Genomic DNA, 15,997 nt, shown 5'->3' with positions numbered 1-15,997 from the left:
AGACAAGGCGGCGAAGCGCCGCAAGAAGCACCTCAGCGTCGCAACGAGCGGCGACGAGCCTGGCGATGAGCCGAAGGCCCTTTCCGAATGCGACGTCAAATCGAACATCAAGTCCATTCCGGGCGTGGCATGTGCCCAATAGGACCAAGCTTTCGAAGGAAAAAAACGTGTCAAATATTGTATGTGAACGTGACACGGACTGCAGGCGAAAGTCTTTGCGCGCACCGTCGTCGATTTTCGTTCCGAACACAAATAGCCGGGCGCAGTTGCCTTGGTATACTATCTACCCAACAATACAGGAGTTTTCTCCAGAAATCGGCGCCCACACTTATGAGCAATGGCTGAAAAGCCAGGGAACTGATGACGCTGTCTCGCTCTATCTCCACATTCCATTCTGCCGCTCGATGTGCTGGTATTGTGGTTTTCCGACTAGCATCACTCGTCGGGACACTTTGATAACCGATTATCTAGCAATGCTGCGCGAGGAAATCCGCCTGGTCGCCGAGCAAGTGCCGCAGGCACTCTCCGTGGGTGACGTGCACTTTGGCGGCGGATCCCCGACCATTATGCCATCGGCAGACTTCCTGTCGCTAATGGAACTCCTGCGCGGCCGTTTTGCGCTTGAGCGAGGTGCAACCATTGCCGTTGAGGTCGACCCGCGCACGTTCACCACCGATATGGCCGAAGCCCTAGAAAGAACCGGTGTGAATCGCGCAAGCGTCGGTGTGCAGAGCTTCGATCCCGTCGTACAAAAGGCGATCAACCGGATTCAGAGCGAGGCGCAAGTGATGACCGCCGTCGAAAACCTCCGCCTGCATGGGGTCAGGCGTATCAATTTCGACTTGATGTTCGGTTTGCCGAACCAAACCGTCCAGTCCTGTCTCGAGAGCGCTATGTTAGCTATTGCGATGCGTCCCGACCGCCTCGCGGTTTTCGGTTATTCCCACGTTCCATCTTTTCGAAAAAATCAGCGCTTGATTGACACAGCAGCACTGCCCGATATAGCCGCGCGAGCTGAGCAGGCCTCAGCCATGGCCGATACGTTAGTTGCAGCAGGCTATCTGCAAATTGGTCTCGACCATTTTGCTTTGCCGGATGACGAGCTTGCAATAGCACAGAGAGCTGGTCGTCTGCGCCGAAATTCGCTTGGTTACTCTGCCGAAACCTGCTCAACTGTCATCGGTTTGGGCGCGTCCGCCATTGGTCGTTGCGGCGACGGTTACGTTCAAAACGATCTCACGCAAAGCTGTTATAACCGGCACATAGCATCCGGCCGCTTGGCGATCTCAAGGGGCTACCGTTTAACTACCGAGGATCGCGTAAGAGCTGCAATCATCGAACAGCTCATGTGCTACTTGGAGGCGGACATATCAGCAATCTGTACGGCTCAGGGATTTGATCAGACCCATCTAGTGAGTTCAGCTAAGCAGCTAGAGATTCTGGCTGAGGATGGGATCGTTGAGTTTGACAACGGTTTAGTCCGTGTGCGGCACGAACGTCGCTCTGCCCTTCGCCATGTCGCTGCCGCGTTCGATGCTTATCTTGGCCGCCAGCCGATCTAGACTGGCAAACGGAGGGCCTTGGAGTGATCACTTAATCGAGCTCGAGTTCGTCGAGATGTTAGGCAGGAGGCAAGCCCCCAATTGCTCGATTTTAAATCGATCGCTGAATTCGCAGTCCATGGCATGTGTCGGTCTCGATCGCGTCACTGTTCAGCTCTCGGCACTGGTAAAGAAATCCGCCGTCAAATATCGTGAAAGGTCTGGCGCAGCACGGCTTCACCGGCTCGGTTGCGCGCGCCAACTTGAAGCAGGCGACACCTTCGTTCAAAACGGACCAGACGCCCGGTCAGTTCAGCTTGACGCCACCAATGCGGCGCGGCTTCGATTGCGCAGGCGGCGGAGACGCGCATCCAGGAAACCTGCGGCAGGCTCGATGTTCACGGTGGCGATCGAGCGCGGTTAAATGCCTAGAACATGGCCTAAACACTCTTGTCGTTGATCTCGACGAAATGGGACCGTGTTCGGACCCCAATTATTTGTCCTTGCCGTACACAGGTGATGCTGCCGCTGGCCCCACTACATGCCCAGGGCGACAGGTTGTTGCACTGCGACAGGTCACCGTTCAAACCGCTCCAGCATTGTTCTCAACTGCGCGTTTTGCAGCCTTAGCTTTCTGGCTAGCTGCCTCCTGAGCACCCTGATGTCTTCGTCGAGGCTCATCTGGTCCGCAGTGTGAACTGCCGGGGCAGCGTTTGCAATCGCGGCTGATGCCTTCTTACGCGGGGCGACCTCGAGAGTTCGCTCGAGCCTCGTAGCATCGTGCCCAGCGGCGATGTCGGTACTAAGCCCGCCGAATGGAGGTGGATCGGCCGCCTCAACGTTTTTGGCATCTTGGCCTTCGACCTGATCGTGGCCACCGATTCCGACTTCCTTAGAAACAACAAACTCGGTGGAAATTGCAGGAGAATGGCCGTGACGGGGAGGCCCCTCGCTTGCCGGTCGAACGGCGCTTATCAGGCTCTTCTCGGCAGGCGTTTCGGTCGGACCGGCAATGGCCAATGTGTCCGGCGTAACCTTCTGGTCCGAGCCGTTTTCTCGCTTTTGTTCGCGACCCGGTGAGATCAGTCGGGCAAGAAGTTTCCAGGGAGACGCCATCTATCCGACCTCGCGTTTTATCCCGCAAGCAGGCAGTGAGTTTGGGGTCCGGCAACAGCATTACCGTTGCCGAATTGTTTGTCTCGATATGAATGTAGATACGGTCGCTTATTGACCGGTTGCTTATATCAATCGAGCTTGAGCCGTTTGCGCAGATCTTCATTTTCAGCGCGAAGTTTTTCAGCAAGAAGCTTGCGCAGCCGCTGATTTTCCTCTTCCAACTGCAAAAGGTCTGCCATTTCATCGCTCGCCATCGGGGCAGCCGGCGCTGCCTGCACAGCCTTTGGAGCACGGCGCACAGGTGCGCGTTTGGCGCTCGCCGTGGCTTCGATAGCCTTTGTCTTGCGCCCTCTCCTCTTCACACCACCGTCCCCGGCCAGCGCAGCTGCCGGCTCTGCCGTAGCGTCAGCTAACGCGGTCTCGAGTGCCGCGACTTTTTTGGCGCGCGGTTTGCGCTGTTTCTTCGGCGCATTAGGCGTTTCGACAACGGTCTGTCCATCGACCTTGGTTGTCGTATTAGTCTCGTCGGCCATGCTCATCTCCTGTGTATCTGATGCAGTTGTCGACGGCCCGAGAGGCGCTGTCAACAACTGCTCGGCCTGATCTTGTTCCGGCAAAGACATTTCGCTGTCGGGTTTGCCACTCTGAGAGCTACCTGACAGAAAAGGCAATGCCTCTTCCTCTAGATCGCGCGCGACTGACTTTAGATCCACATTGCCCCAGATCGAGTTCGATCTGGCATCAAGTTTTCGCCTGCCGTTCTTGTACTCGACGGCAAAACTGCGTTGCACTTTTTTCAATATAAGAGGCCTTGGAGAATCCACGGGGTGGCTGATGTTACGCTGGAACAGCACGAATAGCGCCTACCGGACTACCAGTCTATACCCACGGTCTAGCCTGAGGCCAATTTTTTAGCGCCGCGTTATTTTTTGGAGTTACCGCGGCCTCTGCCGATTTATCGTCCCGGTCCCTAAAGTGGTGAAGGAGCCGCGCACCAACCCAGGCTTCTCCTTCGTCGGCTGGCGCTTCAAAGACCAGATGCTGCGCACTTACGCCGGGGAAAATGTTGAAGCGCTTGGCCCACGTTTCGCGGCACTCGCAGCGGCGGTGCTGACCAAGACCGAACGCAGTTTCCTTGCAGCTAGCGCCGCCATTAGGCTCATTGATGTGCCGAGACGAACATGCGGCTTGGCTTTGTCGGCTGAAACAAGAGTAGCGAAGGAGTGTTGCTTTTATGACAAGACACGAGGAGTTTGTCGGTCGAATGTAATAGGCGGATCTGCCTTGCACACGGCCGCCATAGAGAGAAGGATGGGGTCGCCGCTCGCTTCACTGCTGAGTCACGCCATCGTTTTCGTGAATGCGTTCCATCCAAACAATCGATTTTACTGATCGAAACGGTTGCCATTAGAAGACGCTGAAGAAGCGTTTTGTAAAAGCCGTAATTCGGAGTTCTTAAAATGGGTCCTCGGGTGCCGTGGAGACTGTGCTGGGAAAACGAGATGAGGCAGTCGGTCTGCTGCCTGGTCTCGATCGTTATCTTGCGCTCGACTTGATCGGGTAGAATCTTGGTCGTTGCTTCTCGACGTTTCAGTGGGCTCTCACGTGACGCACTTTTGCCCCGGTCGATGCCGCCTCCTATTCGTCTTCACAGCGCGCTGTTCATCTTTCTACTGCTTCCCCTTCTAGCGTTGTTGCAGATCGGTTCTCACGCCGTGGGCGCCGTTCGACGTGATTATCAATGGCGGCCCCACCGCGTGGGAGCTGAGTTCGGTACTGGCGCATATGCGAATGACGGAGGCCGGCGGCGGAATTCTGTGTGCTATGCCTCGGAGCCAACGCAGGCGCACTCGCCGCTGCAAGGATACGGTCTGCGACCTTTGCAGCGACCACCAAACGTCGTTGTGGCTGTCGGGCGGAAAGATGAAGGACTGGGTAATGTGGATACGTTACGCGGCGTTACCGCCGCAAATGCTTCGGTCTGGGGCTCTGTTAGCGCCGATTGTCGGCAATCTCACCGATCCGGTCACGATCTGATTTCGGCTTCGACCCGTGAGCTCTAGCTGCACTGTCAAGCGCCACCCTATGAAACTACGAAGGCCGGTGGCCAGGCCAGAGCGACCTACCTTTCGAAACGAACTGGAGAGCAACATGCTGTGTCTAGGGCTCAGTGGCGGTCTAAGCAGAGTCTACGAAAATTCGTTCGATCTACCGAACACCTTTATGCACGATGGGGCTGCGGTTCTCGTTCGCGACGGGCGAGTGATAGCGGCGGTCGAGGAGGAGCGCCTTAACCGGATCAAGCACTCCAACAAGTTACCAACGCGTTCGATTCAATATTGCCTCGCATCTGCAGGTGTTCACCTGAGCGACATCGACCGCATCGCGTATTATGCGACCGAGGCCTATTGCAACGCTGTGCTCGAGCGCGTGCGCCTCTCTCACCCAAGCACCCCAATACCGGATGCGAGACTGTTGTTGTGCGGATTACTCGGGCAAGAATTTGGTGCCGAAATTGATCCCTCACGTGTGTCGTTCGTGAGCCACCATATGTCGCACGCGGTGAGCTCGTTTTTCATGTCGGGCTTCGAGCGAAGTTTGGTCCTCTCAATTGACGGCGGTGGAGACTTTCTTTCGGGGCTTTTGGCGATTGGTTCCAGCACGGAGATTGAGCCACTCGTGACATTTCCGGAGAATGATTCTCTAGGGCTGCTATACTTGGAAACGATCCGCTACCTAGGTTATGGCGCGTTCGATGAATATAAGATCATGGGTCTGGCACCTTACGGCAATCCCGCTTCGTACCGCGAGGTCTTCGAACAATTTTACGAACTCCTAGACGACGGTGGTTATCGGGTCCATCTCGACCGAGTTGGTCCTACGTTGCTCAGTAACATTCAAATACGCCAGAAAGGCACGCCGTTCACGCAGCAGCATAAAGATGTGAGTGCTTCACTGCAGGAAGCACTGGAACGGATCGTGTTCCACGTCCTACGGCATTACACCAAGGTTACGGGCATCGAACGACTGTGTTTGGCCGGAGGAGTGGCTCACAACTGCACTTTGAATGGCAAGCTGCTGTACTCGGGGATGTTTGACGACATCTTCGTGCAACCGGCTGCCCATGACGCTGGCTGCGCACTAGGCGCCGCATTGATGGCGTCTCTTGATCTGGGGCATCCGGCACCTCGTGAGCGTTTGCAAAACGTCTATTGGGGACCCGACCTGGAGAGCGAAGGAAGCGTGGAGGAGGAACTTTTTGCTTGGGGCCAGCATCTCGAAATTGAACGGAGTGATGACGTGACAGGCAAAGCAGCCGAATGGATTGCGGATGGCGCCGTAATCGCCTGGGTGCAGGGGCGTTCGGAGTTCGGTCCACGGGCGCTAGGCAACCGGAGTATTCTTGCTGATCCGAGGCCGGCGTCAAACAAGGATCGAATTAATATGATGGTCAAGAAGCGGGAAGGCTACCGCCCATTTGCTCCCTCGGTATTGGAGGAGGACGCCGTGGAATTTTTTGATCTGCCAGGTACCTTGCGCAAATTTCCTTTTATGAATTTCGTAGTGTCTGTGCGCGAACCCAAGCGTGGTTCGCTAGGCGCCATCACGCACGTAGATGGTACGGCTCGTTTGCAGACAGTGTCACGCGAGACAAATCCCGCATATTGGGAGCTAATCAATGCTTTCGGGAAGCGAACCGGCGTTCCGATCTTGCTCAACACGTCGTTTAACAACAACGCCGAGCCGGTAGTGGATTCGGTTAGGGATGCTGTAACGACTTTTTTGACGACCGACCTGGATGCACTTGTGATCGGTCCATTTCTCGTCAAGAAGCGAATCTCAACGATGGAGGAGTGGAATAAACTAGCAGTTTCCTTGCCACCTTACGCAAGTCTCCATCAGGCGCGTGCATATTCCACCCTGGATCGGCAAGAGACTGTATGTGAGATCCGCACAGGCGCCTCCAGCCTGCAGGCCGTGCGTATTTCACCGGAGTTGTTTGAACAGCTAATTAGGATTGAGGGAGAAGCCCTGGTTGGCGACATTTTGGATGGAATCGCGCCTGTTTCAGGTAGTCGTGAGACTTTCCTAAATGAACTTCGGCAGATTTGGGAGCAGCGTTGCATATGCTTAAGCCCGGTACGTGGCCGCAAATCACAGTTATCCGTCCCCGCTGAGGCCTCGGTGACTAGTGGGCTTTCAGCATAGCGGTCGCTTCGTTACGCCAAACAAACTCGCGAATAACAAAGCCCGCGACCGAATGCGCCGTGCCCACCTAATCGCACGGCGACGCGTCAACAACCATGTCGAAAGAAGGGCCAAATGGCTCGGTATTTCAGTGATATCCTGCCCGAGCTCGTTCAGCAGGGGCACTTCGAAAAGTTAAGGAGACTGTGATGGATCCGGTGTGTGAGTTAAACGTACATCGACAGATCGTTTCGCTTCTCGATAAGCCTAACCCTGTAATCTTTGACATTGGGTGCAATGACGGAAGCGATGCTCAACGCTTTCTGCGCCTTCTTCCGAGCGCCCAGCTCTATTGCTTTGAGCCAGACCCCAGAGCCGCTGCACGCTTCAAGGAGAAAATGGGTTCTGATCGGGATCGGATGAGGCTATCCGAGGTTGCGATCAGCGACCGGAACGGGATGATCGAGTTTCATCCCAGCAATGGCAATGACAGCGCTAAGGAATGGGATCTCTCGGGCTCGATACGCCGTCCCAAGAACCATCTTTCTGAGTACGAGTGGGTTCGGTTTGACCCTCCGATTTCGGTTGAGACCAGGAGGCTGGATGACTGGTGCAGCGAAGCTGGCCTAGAGAACATAGATCTCATCTGGATGGATGTGCAGGGAGCCGAGGCCGACGTTATTGCCGGTGGCAATCAGATCCTGATGAGAACGCGTTACATATATACTGAGTATAGTGATCATGAGCTCTATGAAGGCCAGCTTCCCCTGCGCGCCATTCTTGAGCTCTTACCTTCCTTCCAGATGGTAGTTGAGTATCCCCGAGGAGTGGAGGGTGACGTTTTGCTTAAAAACACAAGCCTATAGCCGGTTCCCTTTTTGAGATTCAAGAACCGCGCCGAGTTTGCCGGAGGCTTCAACTCATGAGAGATTGGAGCCGATATGAGCAAGACAACGAACAAATTCTCGCCTGAAGTCCGTGAGCGTGCCATCCGCATGGTGCTGGATCACGAAGCCGAGCACCCCGCGCGGTGGGCTGCCGTTTCATCTATCGCGGCCAAGATCGGCTGCTCGCCGGCCACGCACGCTGCACGAATGGGTGAAGAAGACCGAGGTCGATAGCGGTAAGCGAGCAGGCCGGCCGAACGATGTCGCCGAGATTATGAAGGCTCTTGAGCGGGAGAGCCGCGAGCTTCGTCAGGCCAACGAGATTCTGCGCAAAGCGTCGGCGTATTTTGCCCAGGCGAATCCTGCCACCGGAAAAGACGCTCGACAGCTTTGATTTTGATGCAGTCCCTATGGTCTCCAAGGCCCAGGTCATGGCCATTGCCGCTGGCGACAGCTGGGTCGCGAAAGGTGCCAATATCCTCATGTTCGGTCCGCCGGGCGGCGGAAAGAGCCATCCCGCCGCGGCCCTCGACCTCGCGCTGATCGAGAACGGTTGCGGGTGCTGTTCACTCGCACGACCGACCTCGTCCAGAAACTGCAGGTCGCACGGCGTGAACTCCAGATCGAATCCGCCGTCGCAAAGCTCGACAAGTTCGATCTGCTTATCCTCGACGACCTGGCCTACGTCACTAGGACCAGGCCGAAACCCGCGTGCTCTTCGAACTCATCTCCCAAGATATGAGCGGCGCTCCATCATCATCACCGCCAATCAGCCCTTTGGAGAATGGAACCGCGTCTTTCCGGACCCGGCCATGACGCTTGCCGCGGTGGACCGACTTGTTCATCACGCTACGATCATTCGAAATGAACGTCGAAAGCTAATGGCGACGTTCCGCGATGGAAGCCAAACGTGGTCGACCCAGCCGGCTTGCGGCCATTACCTCTATCTCATTGCAAAACGATGACACTGAAACGTCAGGAATCCGGTCTTCTCCATACAAGGCAGCCGATCGAACAAAATGTCGTAGCCTGACGGGAGACGCAGGGGTGTCCCTCCCGCACGCGGCGCCCTTTGCTATCCCGGATGAAGGGGATGGCGGCAACGACATGCGCAAGCCCACTGAGGATAGAAGGACTGGGTGAAAAGGCGCCCCTGAAAACAGTGGGTTTGGCGACACTTGTTGGTTCGGGCAGGCAAGACGTCGTCTACATGCATCAAATGGATGACTCGCATTTAAACAATAGATTTCACCAATTTTCGCGGATGCTCCATAGACGGCCGTCTCCACTCCACCGGGTATGATCCGTTGAAGGCTCTCAACCAATCCAACAACGCCTGTAGCCCCGAAGCACTGGCGGCGGGAATGGCATCAATCCTACCTGGTATCGCCTGGCCTTAGCCGAAGAAAGAAAACGTCTCATGAAGGTTATTGGTTACTACGTCATCGTTGCAGCGTTGCTCGTATTGACATTGCGGGCCGGGCCGTCACTTGCAGCAGATGATCGTAACCAAGATTGCGGCCCGGCGGCAAGTGACCCCTGCGCAAACCTGAATGGTGCTGACAAAGCCCATTCAGCGGAGCACACTCAAGACTTCAATTGCCAAGATACTCCTGCCGAAGAAGGTGAGTGCTACGAGTGCGTCTTACCCCCCGAAGTACATATTGAAGGCGCCGAAGTGATCGACGTCGCAGACCGAAACCTTTATCCGCGGAAAACACTGCTACTCGCCAGAATGAACAGGCACCACTGAATCGTGTCGGTTGAAGGTAGCAGTAAGACCATCAAAGCCACGGCGGCTGGAACATCGATACTTTCTCAATTTTAGGCGACCCTTTGCTTGCTGATCTCTCGTGGCGCCGCACTGCGAGACCAAGCCTTTTCACCTTTTATCTCGCCACCTCGCTATGGATGAAGACATGCGGTTCAAGGGCCTTGATCTGAATCTCCTGGTCGCACTCGACGCCTTGATGACCGAGCGTAATCTCACGGCGGCAGCGCGCAGCATCAACTTGAGCCAACCGGCCATGAGCGCGGCCGTCGGCAGGTTACGCACCTATTTCAATGACGACCTTTTTACCATGGTCGGTCGCGAACTCGTTCCAACCCCGCGTGCGGAGCGGCTCGCGCCTTCGGTCCGCGAGGCTCTGCTTCACATCCAGGTTTCGATCATATCCTGGGATCCGTTTTGCCCTGCTCAATCGGATCGCTGCTTCAGAGTCATTCTTTCCGATTACGCCGCACTCGTTTTTTTTGAAAAGGTCGTGACGCGTGTCGCCCGAGAAGCGCCCGCCGTCAGCTTCGAGTTGCTGCCGATCGCCGATAACTACGATGATTACTTGAGGCGCGGTGACGCCGATTTTCTCATCTTTCCGGAATTGCTCATGTCGCGCGCACATCCTAAGGTGGCGTTATTCGAGGAGACCCTCGTGTGCGTGGGCTGCCGCTCGAACAAGCTACTCTCGGAGCAACTTACACTCGAGAGGTATATGTCGATGGGACACGTTGTGGTGAAGTTTGGGAACGCTGCTTCCATCGAGGAATGGTGTTTGCTTGGGCACGGGCTTAAGAGACATGTCGAAGTAGTCGTGCAGGGCTTCAGCATGGTTCCGTTCATGCTTTCAGGGACCGAGCGCATAGCGACAATGCCCTTACGCCTGGTCAAGCAGCTCGAAAAGACAATACCCCTGCGGATCGCTGACCTTCCGCTACCTTTGCCCGCGTTCACACAGGCCCTCCAATGGCCCGCGCTTCACAATAGTGATCAGGCAAGCCTCTGGATGCGGGACGTGCTATGCCAGGAAGCATCCCGCATGCCTTCGCCCCATGAGGTAATGAGACGTCTCAGGATTTCCTAGCATTCTTTCGTGGTTTTGTCGTTCGGCGTGATTCATGGCGTCGGAATGAGGAGCCTCTTTGAAACGCCGCCGCTACAGTCTCACGGATGATCGATCATCCTGTCGCCGCTGGCCCAACAGCCGCGCTGACTGACGACCAAGTATGGAGGAACTGGACAGATGCTCTCCTACGCCCGCCGTTCAACCGAGCGATGAAACAACCTCCTCGACAGTTTGTCGACGACGCAAGTCGAAGGTTCACGCAGCTCCAATCGACATTGGCAAGGAGCGGCAAACCAACCCCTAATATGGGACGGGGTCACCACATCCGAGCCGTGGCGCCAGATTGCCCTCCGGTAACACCTCAACGTCTTTATTTTTGCGGCAGAACATTCTCACTGCCCTTTTCCACCTGATCGATCACGAGCAGCTTTACCGGCTCGGTGCCGTTGTTCGCCCCTTTATGCCATATGCCCCAGGACTCGACGATAAAATCCCCTGCCGTGAAAATGCTTTCTTTCCCAGATTCTGTATTGGTGACCGTGATCTCCCCCGAAAGCACATAGCCATAGCGCTGATAGCGATGCTGATGAATTGGCAACGTCGCACCCGGCGCAATCTCATAAATCGAAGCGATGACCTCGACGTCCTTCCGTGGAACGATGATGGGCTGACCGGCAATCGTACGATCGGTCCTTAAGATAAGCGTAGCCGCGACCGCTTTGTTTTCGAACGCGTTCGCGGGACACGCCAGAGCAAAGAGCGCCGTAGCGATTGAGATGACCTTCATTTGCTTTTCTCCTGATACACGCCGGATCTTCCTGAAGGGTGTTTGCTTCCGAGTCGGCCAGTTGCAGAGCGAAAAACCTGCATCGTCTCGCCGGCGCCGACATGGGTTCGTTTGTTCCCGGACTATGATGATTATCTTCAGAGCTCTGCGGGTCCTTTCAAGACACTGCATCGCAATACCCCTCCTGGCGTGGTGGCGAGTGGCGTCAAGACATCAGGCGCCGACGCAACAGCGCTGCCGACAGGAAGAACGGCAAAAGCGCGTAGATGCAAAGCGCGCCTATATGCAGGCCCATGCTGCTCGCGGGGCGCCCAAGCATTGCCGGGCGTATGAGGTCGATCGCATGCGCTAGAGGCAAGAACTGCGCTACCTGCTGAAAAGTCTGGGGCAGTTGCGTGATTGGAAACACCGCGCCGCACAAGAACAGCATTGGTGTGAGGACGAGCGTCTGGTAAAAAATGAAATACTCGTAACTGGGCGCAAGCGCCGTGACTACCATCGCAAGGCTCGCGAATGCAAATCCAGTGAGCATGATAATTGGCAGCACATAGACGACTGATGGCCACGTCGCATAGCCTAGCACGGTGGCGACGATTATGATTCCCGTACCGGCAAGAAATGCCTTGCTCGCTGCCCATGCCAACTCACCCAGGATGATGTCCCCAAGTGTCATTTGCGTGTAGAGCATGGCTTCCCAGGTGCGTTGGGCGTGCATTCGCGTAAAGGCCGCGTAAATCGTCTCGAACGTCGCAGAGGTCATCGCGCTTGTCGCCACCATGCCGCCCGCCAAGAACGCAACGTAAGTTGTGCCGTCAACGCGACCCACAATAATTCCGAGGCCAAGGCCGAGGCCAAAAAGGTAGATCATAGGATCGGCCAGACTTCCAACAATTGACGCAAGTGCTACTTTCTTCCATGCCAGATAGTTGCGTCGCCATATCGCAATCCAGTTAAAAGCGTTGGCGGGCAGAGCCGCGGCACAACCTTCACCCATCGTTCACTTCTCCATCTCGCGCCCGGTCAACCGCAAAAACACATCCTCAAGATTCGGCGGACGCTGCAGAATGCGCAAGCCCGCGCGCTCCCGCAACCGCACACGCACCTGCTCCGGGTCGGACACATAGCAAAAAAGGGTCTCGCCGCTAATTTCGACGCGATCGGCGTATGGCCCGACCAGCGATTCCAATTCATGCGGATCGCCGCCGTAGATCTCAATGACTTCGCACCCGATCAGCTCATCGATCAGGTCATGCGGACGCCCTTCGGCAATGCTGCGACCTCTTTCGAGTACGCAGAGTCGATCGCATAGCCGTTCGGCCTCTTCCATGAAATGGGTGGTCAAGATGATCGTTTTGCCGCGCGTAAGCAGGGAACGCAGGCGCTCCCAGATCAGGTGGCGCGCGTGCGGGTCGAGACCGGTGGTCGGCTCGTCCATGACAAGTAGTTGCGGGTCATTGATCAACGCACGCGCTAGCGTCAGGCGCCGCTTCATGCCGCCTGAAAGTTCAGACACACGCGCATTCACCTTGCTCTCTAGGCGTGCAAACTCAAGGAGCGACGGCATGACCGCCTCGACTTTGCGTGTATTCATGCCGAAGTAGCGGCCGTAGACCAGCAGATTCTCGCGCACAGTGAATTCAGGCTCAAGGTTGTCGAATTGCGGCACCACACCGATATCCTTTCGCGCCAAGCGAGCCTGGGCAGGCACCGGCACGCCGAGCACAGTAATCTTCCCCGCATCAGGGGCTGTCATGCCAAGGATCATGCGTGCGATCGTGCTCTTGCCCGCGCCGTTCGGTCCAAGCAGCCCGAAGCATTGCCCCGGAGAAACGCGGAACGATAGCGCGTTGACCACGGCGTTGTCGCCATATGTCTTGCTAACGTCGGAAAAATCTATTGCGGACATGAACATGCGCTCATCTGACCGTCGGGCGCCGTTGACTCGCATTTCTTCGGTTGGTTGTGTTCTTCTTGGTCCATCGCACCGTATGTGTTCATTGCGTCTCCATTAAAGGGCCGCAGCAGCATCCGGGAAAACGCCTCGTCCGTGGTAATTGGCACTCGTGTTGCAGAGCAGCCGAATGTCCCTGAGCTTGTTACATTCGAAGAGTAGCTCGGCGACTTCACGGAGAGAGTGCCTGGGATGGTCTGCAATCGTGCAGATTCATCGAGATGGACAACAGCCGGAATTCTGTCCTGGCATCTCATCCGCGTCTGATGCTTAAACAACATTTCGCAATCCGGAGTTCGAGGGCTGACTATATAAGGCGCACGGGTCCTCCAGGCAGATCGGCGCCACGAGGCGGAGCCACGGGCTGCGGTGGCCGCGCGGCACCTGTCACGAGGATAGTTCTTGCAGGGAAATGCCCTGTCATTGGAACGAGACCGGAGCCCTCGACGGATTCGAGAGAACTTTCAGCATTGCACCCCAGCCGTCGATGATGATTTGATCAAGAACGCGTGGATCCGGACCGTGTTGCGCCAAAGCGGCGCCAATCGCGTCGAGATTGTCGACAGTTTCATATCGCGGGTTGCTGCCCCGCTTCTCCTGCTCGACGCAGAAGGCGAGCCACCCATCCTCGACAAGCGCGTCCGCTCCGTCATGGGTCAATTTGATACCACAGATGCGCATAGTGTCTCCATGTCTGAACGTCGAGGGTTGAGCCGTTAGGAGGCAGAAAACGGATTTCGGAAACAGGCGAGCAAGCAATCTTCGTTGACCGACTCACCCCGACACTCAAGCCGCTCTACCTCGAGCAAAGTTTCGTTCAGCATGTCGAGGATCGTCTCAGCACCAGCAACGTGGCCCCAGCGACGACAGTTGGCGTCGCGCGCCGATCCGAAAACCAGATATCCATCTGGCGCAAGCATCCGCACTAAATTCCGAACAGCCCCTCTCATCTCGGCTATTCCTCCCATGTAGTAGAGCACTTCCGCCACAACGATCAGATCAAACCTCTCGTCAGGTGAAAACTGTTGAACATCAGAGACTATCCAGCTGATGTGCGGAGAATCCCTTATGCGTCGACGCGATCTTTCTATAGCCTGAGGCACAACATCGATCACGGTGAGCCGTTTGCAGTGGGGGGCTAGCTGCACCGTAAATGCGCCGGCAGCGCATCCCACTTCGAGCGCACTTGAGATGGATCCCTGGGCAAGCGCCAAGCGGAGCATTTGCGTGTGACGCTCACGCTCGAATGGATTGGCGTCGAGTCCCCATGGATCGGGTGCAGCCAGTTCCCGATTCAGCAATTGATAATTGTCGCTCTGTGTCAACTCGTTCACCTCGGTAAATAGATCTTACTCGTCGCTGCACATGCAGTCAGACGTCGCTCGCCTGGCAGGATGGCGGGCGGGCTTGAGCCTTCGAGGCGCTGTCGCATGTCCAGAACATTCTGTAGTGCGTGCATCAGTCGTCGGATGTTGATTCGAGTTGCCAGCAGAGCTGCGCGACAGCCAGTCGCTATTGCTCAGCGTGCACAGCGCGTAGGCTTTCAAGGGCAGTAGCAGAAAAATATTGATGAATGTATGCAGAGAGAACCCGAGGAACCGTAGTTGGCGGGCCCGAAGCGCTACAACGCTGCAGCGGATCATCGTCATGGCCACAATCATCAGGGCTGCCAACCAAGGCGCGGTGCCCGTCAATGCAAGCTGTGCGAGTCCCGTCAGCACTGATAGTGCCAGAAGCAGCGGTCCGAGGTTCTGTCCGACGACGTCGAGCGTAAGGAAGCGATTGAGGTTGGGCAGCAGGCGCAGCCCAAGCAACGTGTCCCGGAACGTGCTCCGCGCCCAGCGTAGTTGTTGGCGCAGATACGGTCCTAGCTTGTTCGGAACGACTGTCGCTGCGATGGCGCTCGGCACGTACTCCGTTCGAAAGCCTGCCTTCAGCATGAGAATGGTGAGATGCCGATCCTCACCGAAATCGCTTGGCTTTCCCCGAAAATACTGTGACTCGTACTGGTCAAGCAGCGAAGCGAGCGCAGAGCGACGGTACATAACACATGGACCGCAGCAGCACATAACTGCACCGAAGCGAGCTTGTGCCGCACGCTCCTCGTTGCAAGCCAGCCAGTACTCCATGTCGATCAAACGGGTCAGCCAACTGTCGTTTCGGTTGCGGGCCGTCAACTGTCCCATGGCCGCGCCGACAGCCGCATCTTGCATTTTAGGCACGAGCTTCCTGATGACATCAGATGCGAGGATTGTGTCGGAGTCGACGTTTAACACCATATCTCCAGCAGAGCGGCGTATCGCAGCGATCTGTGCCTTCCGTTTGCCGACATTCTGGGGAAGCACGAGAATATTGAATCTGGGGTCTCGTGCGAAGGCCTCGTGCACAAGTTGCAAAGCCTCGCGATTTTCGGAACCGTCATCAACTAGGTAAACCTGCAGCCTTCCCCCGTATTCCTGACCCGCAATAGAAGCCAGGCACTCCGAAAGCGTGCGGGGATCCTCGTTGAAGCTTGGCACGATGACATCTACGCTGGGCAGCTCGTCAAAGCCGCCCAAGCCGTGGGACGCCAATGAAACATCGGTCGGCAGAGAATAAACGGCCTGCATGCTTTTATATGCAGTCGAGAGAAGTGCATAAAGCGAGACGGCGACAGTGCTGGTTGTGTCAAGCATATCCATCGGATC

14 protein-coding genes and 5 pseudogenes are annotated in these 15,997 nt (G+C 56.1%); 9 read left to right on the top strand and 10 right to left on the bottom strand.

Annotation, left to right across the window (positions count from 1 at the left end):
- Window positions 1–127, top strand: a pseudogene (locus ATY75_RS24235) (nitrogenase); the annotation flags it as partial.
- Between the two features lie 88 nt (window positions 128–215).
- Window positions 216–1,562: an oxygen-independent coproporphyrinogen III oxidase gene (gene hemN, locus ATY75_RS24230; protein ID WP_088939499.1), complete on the top strand. Its 1,347-nt coding sequence runs from the start codon at window positions 216–218 to the stop codon at window positions 1,560–1,562.
- Window positions 1,563–1,744: 182 nt separating this feature from the next.
- Here hemN and ATY75_RS34725 read toward each other — a convergent pair whose 3' ends face one another.
- The 3 genes from ATY75_RS34725 to ATY75_RS24215 form a co-directional block, all read right to left on the bottom strand.
- Window positions 1,745–1,912, bottom strand: a complete 168-nt coding sequence (locus ATY75_RS34725; protein ID WP_190241415.1) for a hypothetical protein — start codon at window positions 1,910–1,912, stop codon at window positions 1,745–1,747.
- A gap of 205 nt (window positions 1,913–2,117) precedes the next feature.
- Entirely contained in the window at window positions 2,118–2,657 is a 540-nt protein-coding gene (locus ATY75_RS24220) for a hypothetical protein (RefSeq protein ID WP_004679185.1), read from the bottom strand.
- Between the two features lie 128 nt (window positions 2,658–2,785).
- A complete protein-coding gene (locus tag ATY75_RS24215) occupies window positions 2,786–3,457 on the bottom strand; it encodes a transcriptional regulator (protein ID WP_088939501.1) in 672 nt (223 codons plus the stop codon).
- 175 nt (window positions 3,458–3,632) lie between these two features.
- Here ATY75_RS24215 and ATY75_RS24210 point away from each other — a divergent pair, with 175 nt between their 5' ends.
- From ATY75_RS24210 to nodD1, 7 genes and pseudogenes are all read left to right on the top strand, one after another.
- Window positions 3,633–4,049, top strand: coding sequence for a hypothetical protein (locus ATY75_RS24210; RefSeq protein ID WP_088939498.1), 417 nt, complete (start codon window positions 3,633–3,635; stop codon window positions 4,047–4,049).
- A gap of 759 nt (window positions 4,050–4,808) precedes the next feature.
- Window positions 4,809–6,866: a carbamoyltransferase gene (locus ATY75_RS24200; protein ID WP_064842738.1), complete on the top strand. Its 2,058-nt coding sequence runs from the start codon at window positions 4,809–4,811 to the stop codon at window positions 6,864–6,866.
- Between the two features lie 188 nt (window positions 6,867–7,054).
- Complete coding sequence (locus tag ATY75_RS24195) at window positions 7,055–7,711, top strand: FkbM family methyltransferase (protein ID WP_088939496.1); 657 nt, start codon at window positions 7,055–7,057, stop codon at window positions 7,709–7,711.
- A 75-nt stretch (window positions 7,712–7,786) separates the two neighbouring features.
- Window positions 7,787–8,081: pseudogene (locus tag ATY75_RS24190) on the top strand (transposase); the annotation flags it as partial.
- Window positions 8,082–8,094: 13 nt separating this feature from the next.
- A pseudogene (gene istB / locus ATY75_RS24185) lies at window positions 8,095–8,611 on the top strand (IS21-like element helper ATPase IstB); the annotation flags it as partial.
- Window positions 8,612–9,152: 541 nt separating this feature from the next.
- A complete protein-coding gene (locus ATY75_RS24180) occupies window positions 9,153–9,485 on the top strand; it encodes a nodulation protein NolE (protein ID WP_088939495.1) in 333 nt (110 codons plus the stop codon).
- Window positions 9,486–9,651: 166 nt separating this feature from the next.
- Complete coding sequence (nodD1, locus tag ATY75_RS24175) at window positions 9,652–10,590, top strand: transcriptional regulator NodD1 (protein WP_029532439.1); 939 nt, start codon at window positions 9,652–9,654, stop codon at window positions 10,588–10,590.
- Between the two features lie 352 nt (window positions 10,591–10,942).
- On the opposite strand, the gene ATY75_RS24170 is transcribed toward nodD1, so the two are convergent.
- The 7 genes and pseudogenes from ATY75_RS24170 to nodC form a co-directional block, all read right to left on the bottom strand.
- Window positions 10,943–11,359 (bottom strand): cupin domain-containing protein, encoded by a 417-nt coding sequence (locus ATY75_RS24170; protein WP_010020624.1) that lies wholly within the window; start codon window positions 11,357–11,359, stop codon window positions 10,943–10,945.
- 205 nt (window positions 11,360–11,564) lie between these two features.
- Entirely contained in the window at window positions 11,565–12,353 is a 789-nt protein-coding gene (locus ATY75_RS24165; protein WP_064842748.1) for an ABC transporter permease, read from the bottom strand.
- A 3-nt stretch (window positions 12,354–12,356) separates the two neighbouring features.
- Window positions 12,357–13,307 carry a nodulation factor ABC transporter ATP-binding protein NodI gene (nodI, locus tag ATY75_RS24160; protein WP_088939494.1) on the bottom strand — a complete coding sequence of 317 codons (951 nt, stop codon included), beginning with the start codon at window positions 13,305–13,307 and terminating at the stop codon, window positions 12,357–12,359.
- Between the two features lie 63 nt (window positions 13,308–13,370).
- Window positions 13,371–13,658, bottom strand: a pseudogene (locus ATY75_RS34720) (carbamoyltransferase C-terminal domain-containing protein); the annotation flags it as partial.
- Window positions 13,659–13,787: 129 nt separating this feature from the next.
- Window positions 13,788–13,991, bottom strand: a pseudogene (locus ATY75_RS24155) (carbamoyltransferase N-terminal domain-containing protein); the annotation flags it as partial.
- Window positions 13,992–14,026: 35 nt separating this feature from the next.
- Entirely contained in the window at window positions 14,027–14,644 is a 618-nt protein-coding gene (gene nodS / locus ATY75_RS24150; RefSeq protein ID WP_088939493.1) for a nodulation methyltransferase NodS, read from the bottom strand.
- 15 nt (window positions 14,645–14,659) lie between these two features.
- A complete protein-coding gene (gene nodC, locus ATY75_RS24145; RefSeq protein ID WP_064842753.1) occupies window positions 14,660–15,991 on the bottom strand; it encodes a chitooligosaccharide synthase NodC in 1,332 nt (443 codons plus the stop codon).
- Window positions 15,992–15,997 lie beyond the last annotated feature (6 nt).

Source organism: Rhizobium sp. N122, assembly GCF_002211295.1.
Lineage (GTDB): Bacteria > Pseudomonadota > Alphaproteobacteria > Rhizobiales > Rhizobiaceae > Rhizobium.
This window is presented reverse-complemented; position numbering and strand designations above follow the sequence as displayed.

Coding starts and splice junctions, on each gene's coding strand:
- ATY75_RS34725 (WP_190241415.1), bottom strand. CDS start 1,912: ATGCGCGTCTCCGCCGCCTGCGCAATCGAAGCCGCGCCGCATTGGTGG.
- ATY75_RS24220 (WP_004679185.1), bottom strand. CDS start 2,657: ATGGCGTCTCCCTGGAAACTTCTTGCCCGACTGATCTCACCGGGTCGC.
- ATY75_RS24200 (WP_064842738.1), top strand. CDS start 4,809: ATGCTGTGTCTAGGGCTCAGTGGCGGTCTAAGCAGAGTCTACGAAAAT.
- ATY75_RS24195 (WP_088939496.1), top strand. CDS start 7,055: ATGGATCCGGTGTGTGAGTTAAACGTACATCGACAGATCGTTTCGCTT.
- ATY75_RS24180 (WP_088939495.1), top strand. CDS start 9,153: ATGAAGGTTATTGGTTACTACGTCATCGTTGCAGCGTTGCTCGTATTG.
- nodD1 (WP_029532439.1), top strand. CDS start 9,652: ATGCGGTTCAAGGGCCTTGATCTGAATCTCCTGGTCGCACTCGACGCC.
- ATY75_RS24170 (WP_010020624.1), bottom strand. CDS start 11,359: ATGAAGGTCATCTCAATCGCTACGGCGCTCTTTGCTCTGGCGTGTCCC.
- ATY75_RS24165 (WP_064842748.1), bottom strand. CDS start 12,353: ATGGGTGAAGGTTGTGCCGCGGCTCTGCCCGCCAACGCTTTTAACTGG.
- nodI (WP_088939494.1), bottom strand. CDS start 13,307: ATGCGAGTCAACGGCGCCCGACGGTCAGATGAGCGCATGTTCATGTCC.
- nodC (WP_064842753.1), bottom strand. CDS start 15,991: ATGGATATGCTTGACACAACCAGCACTGTCGCCGTCTCGCTTTATGCA.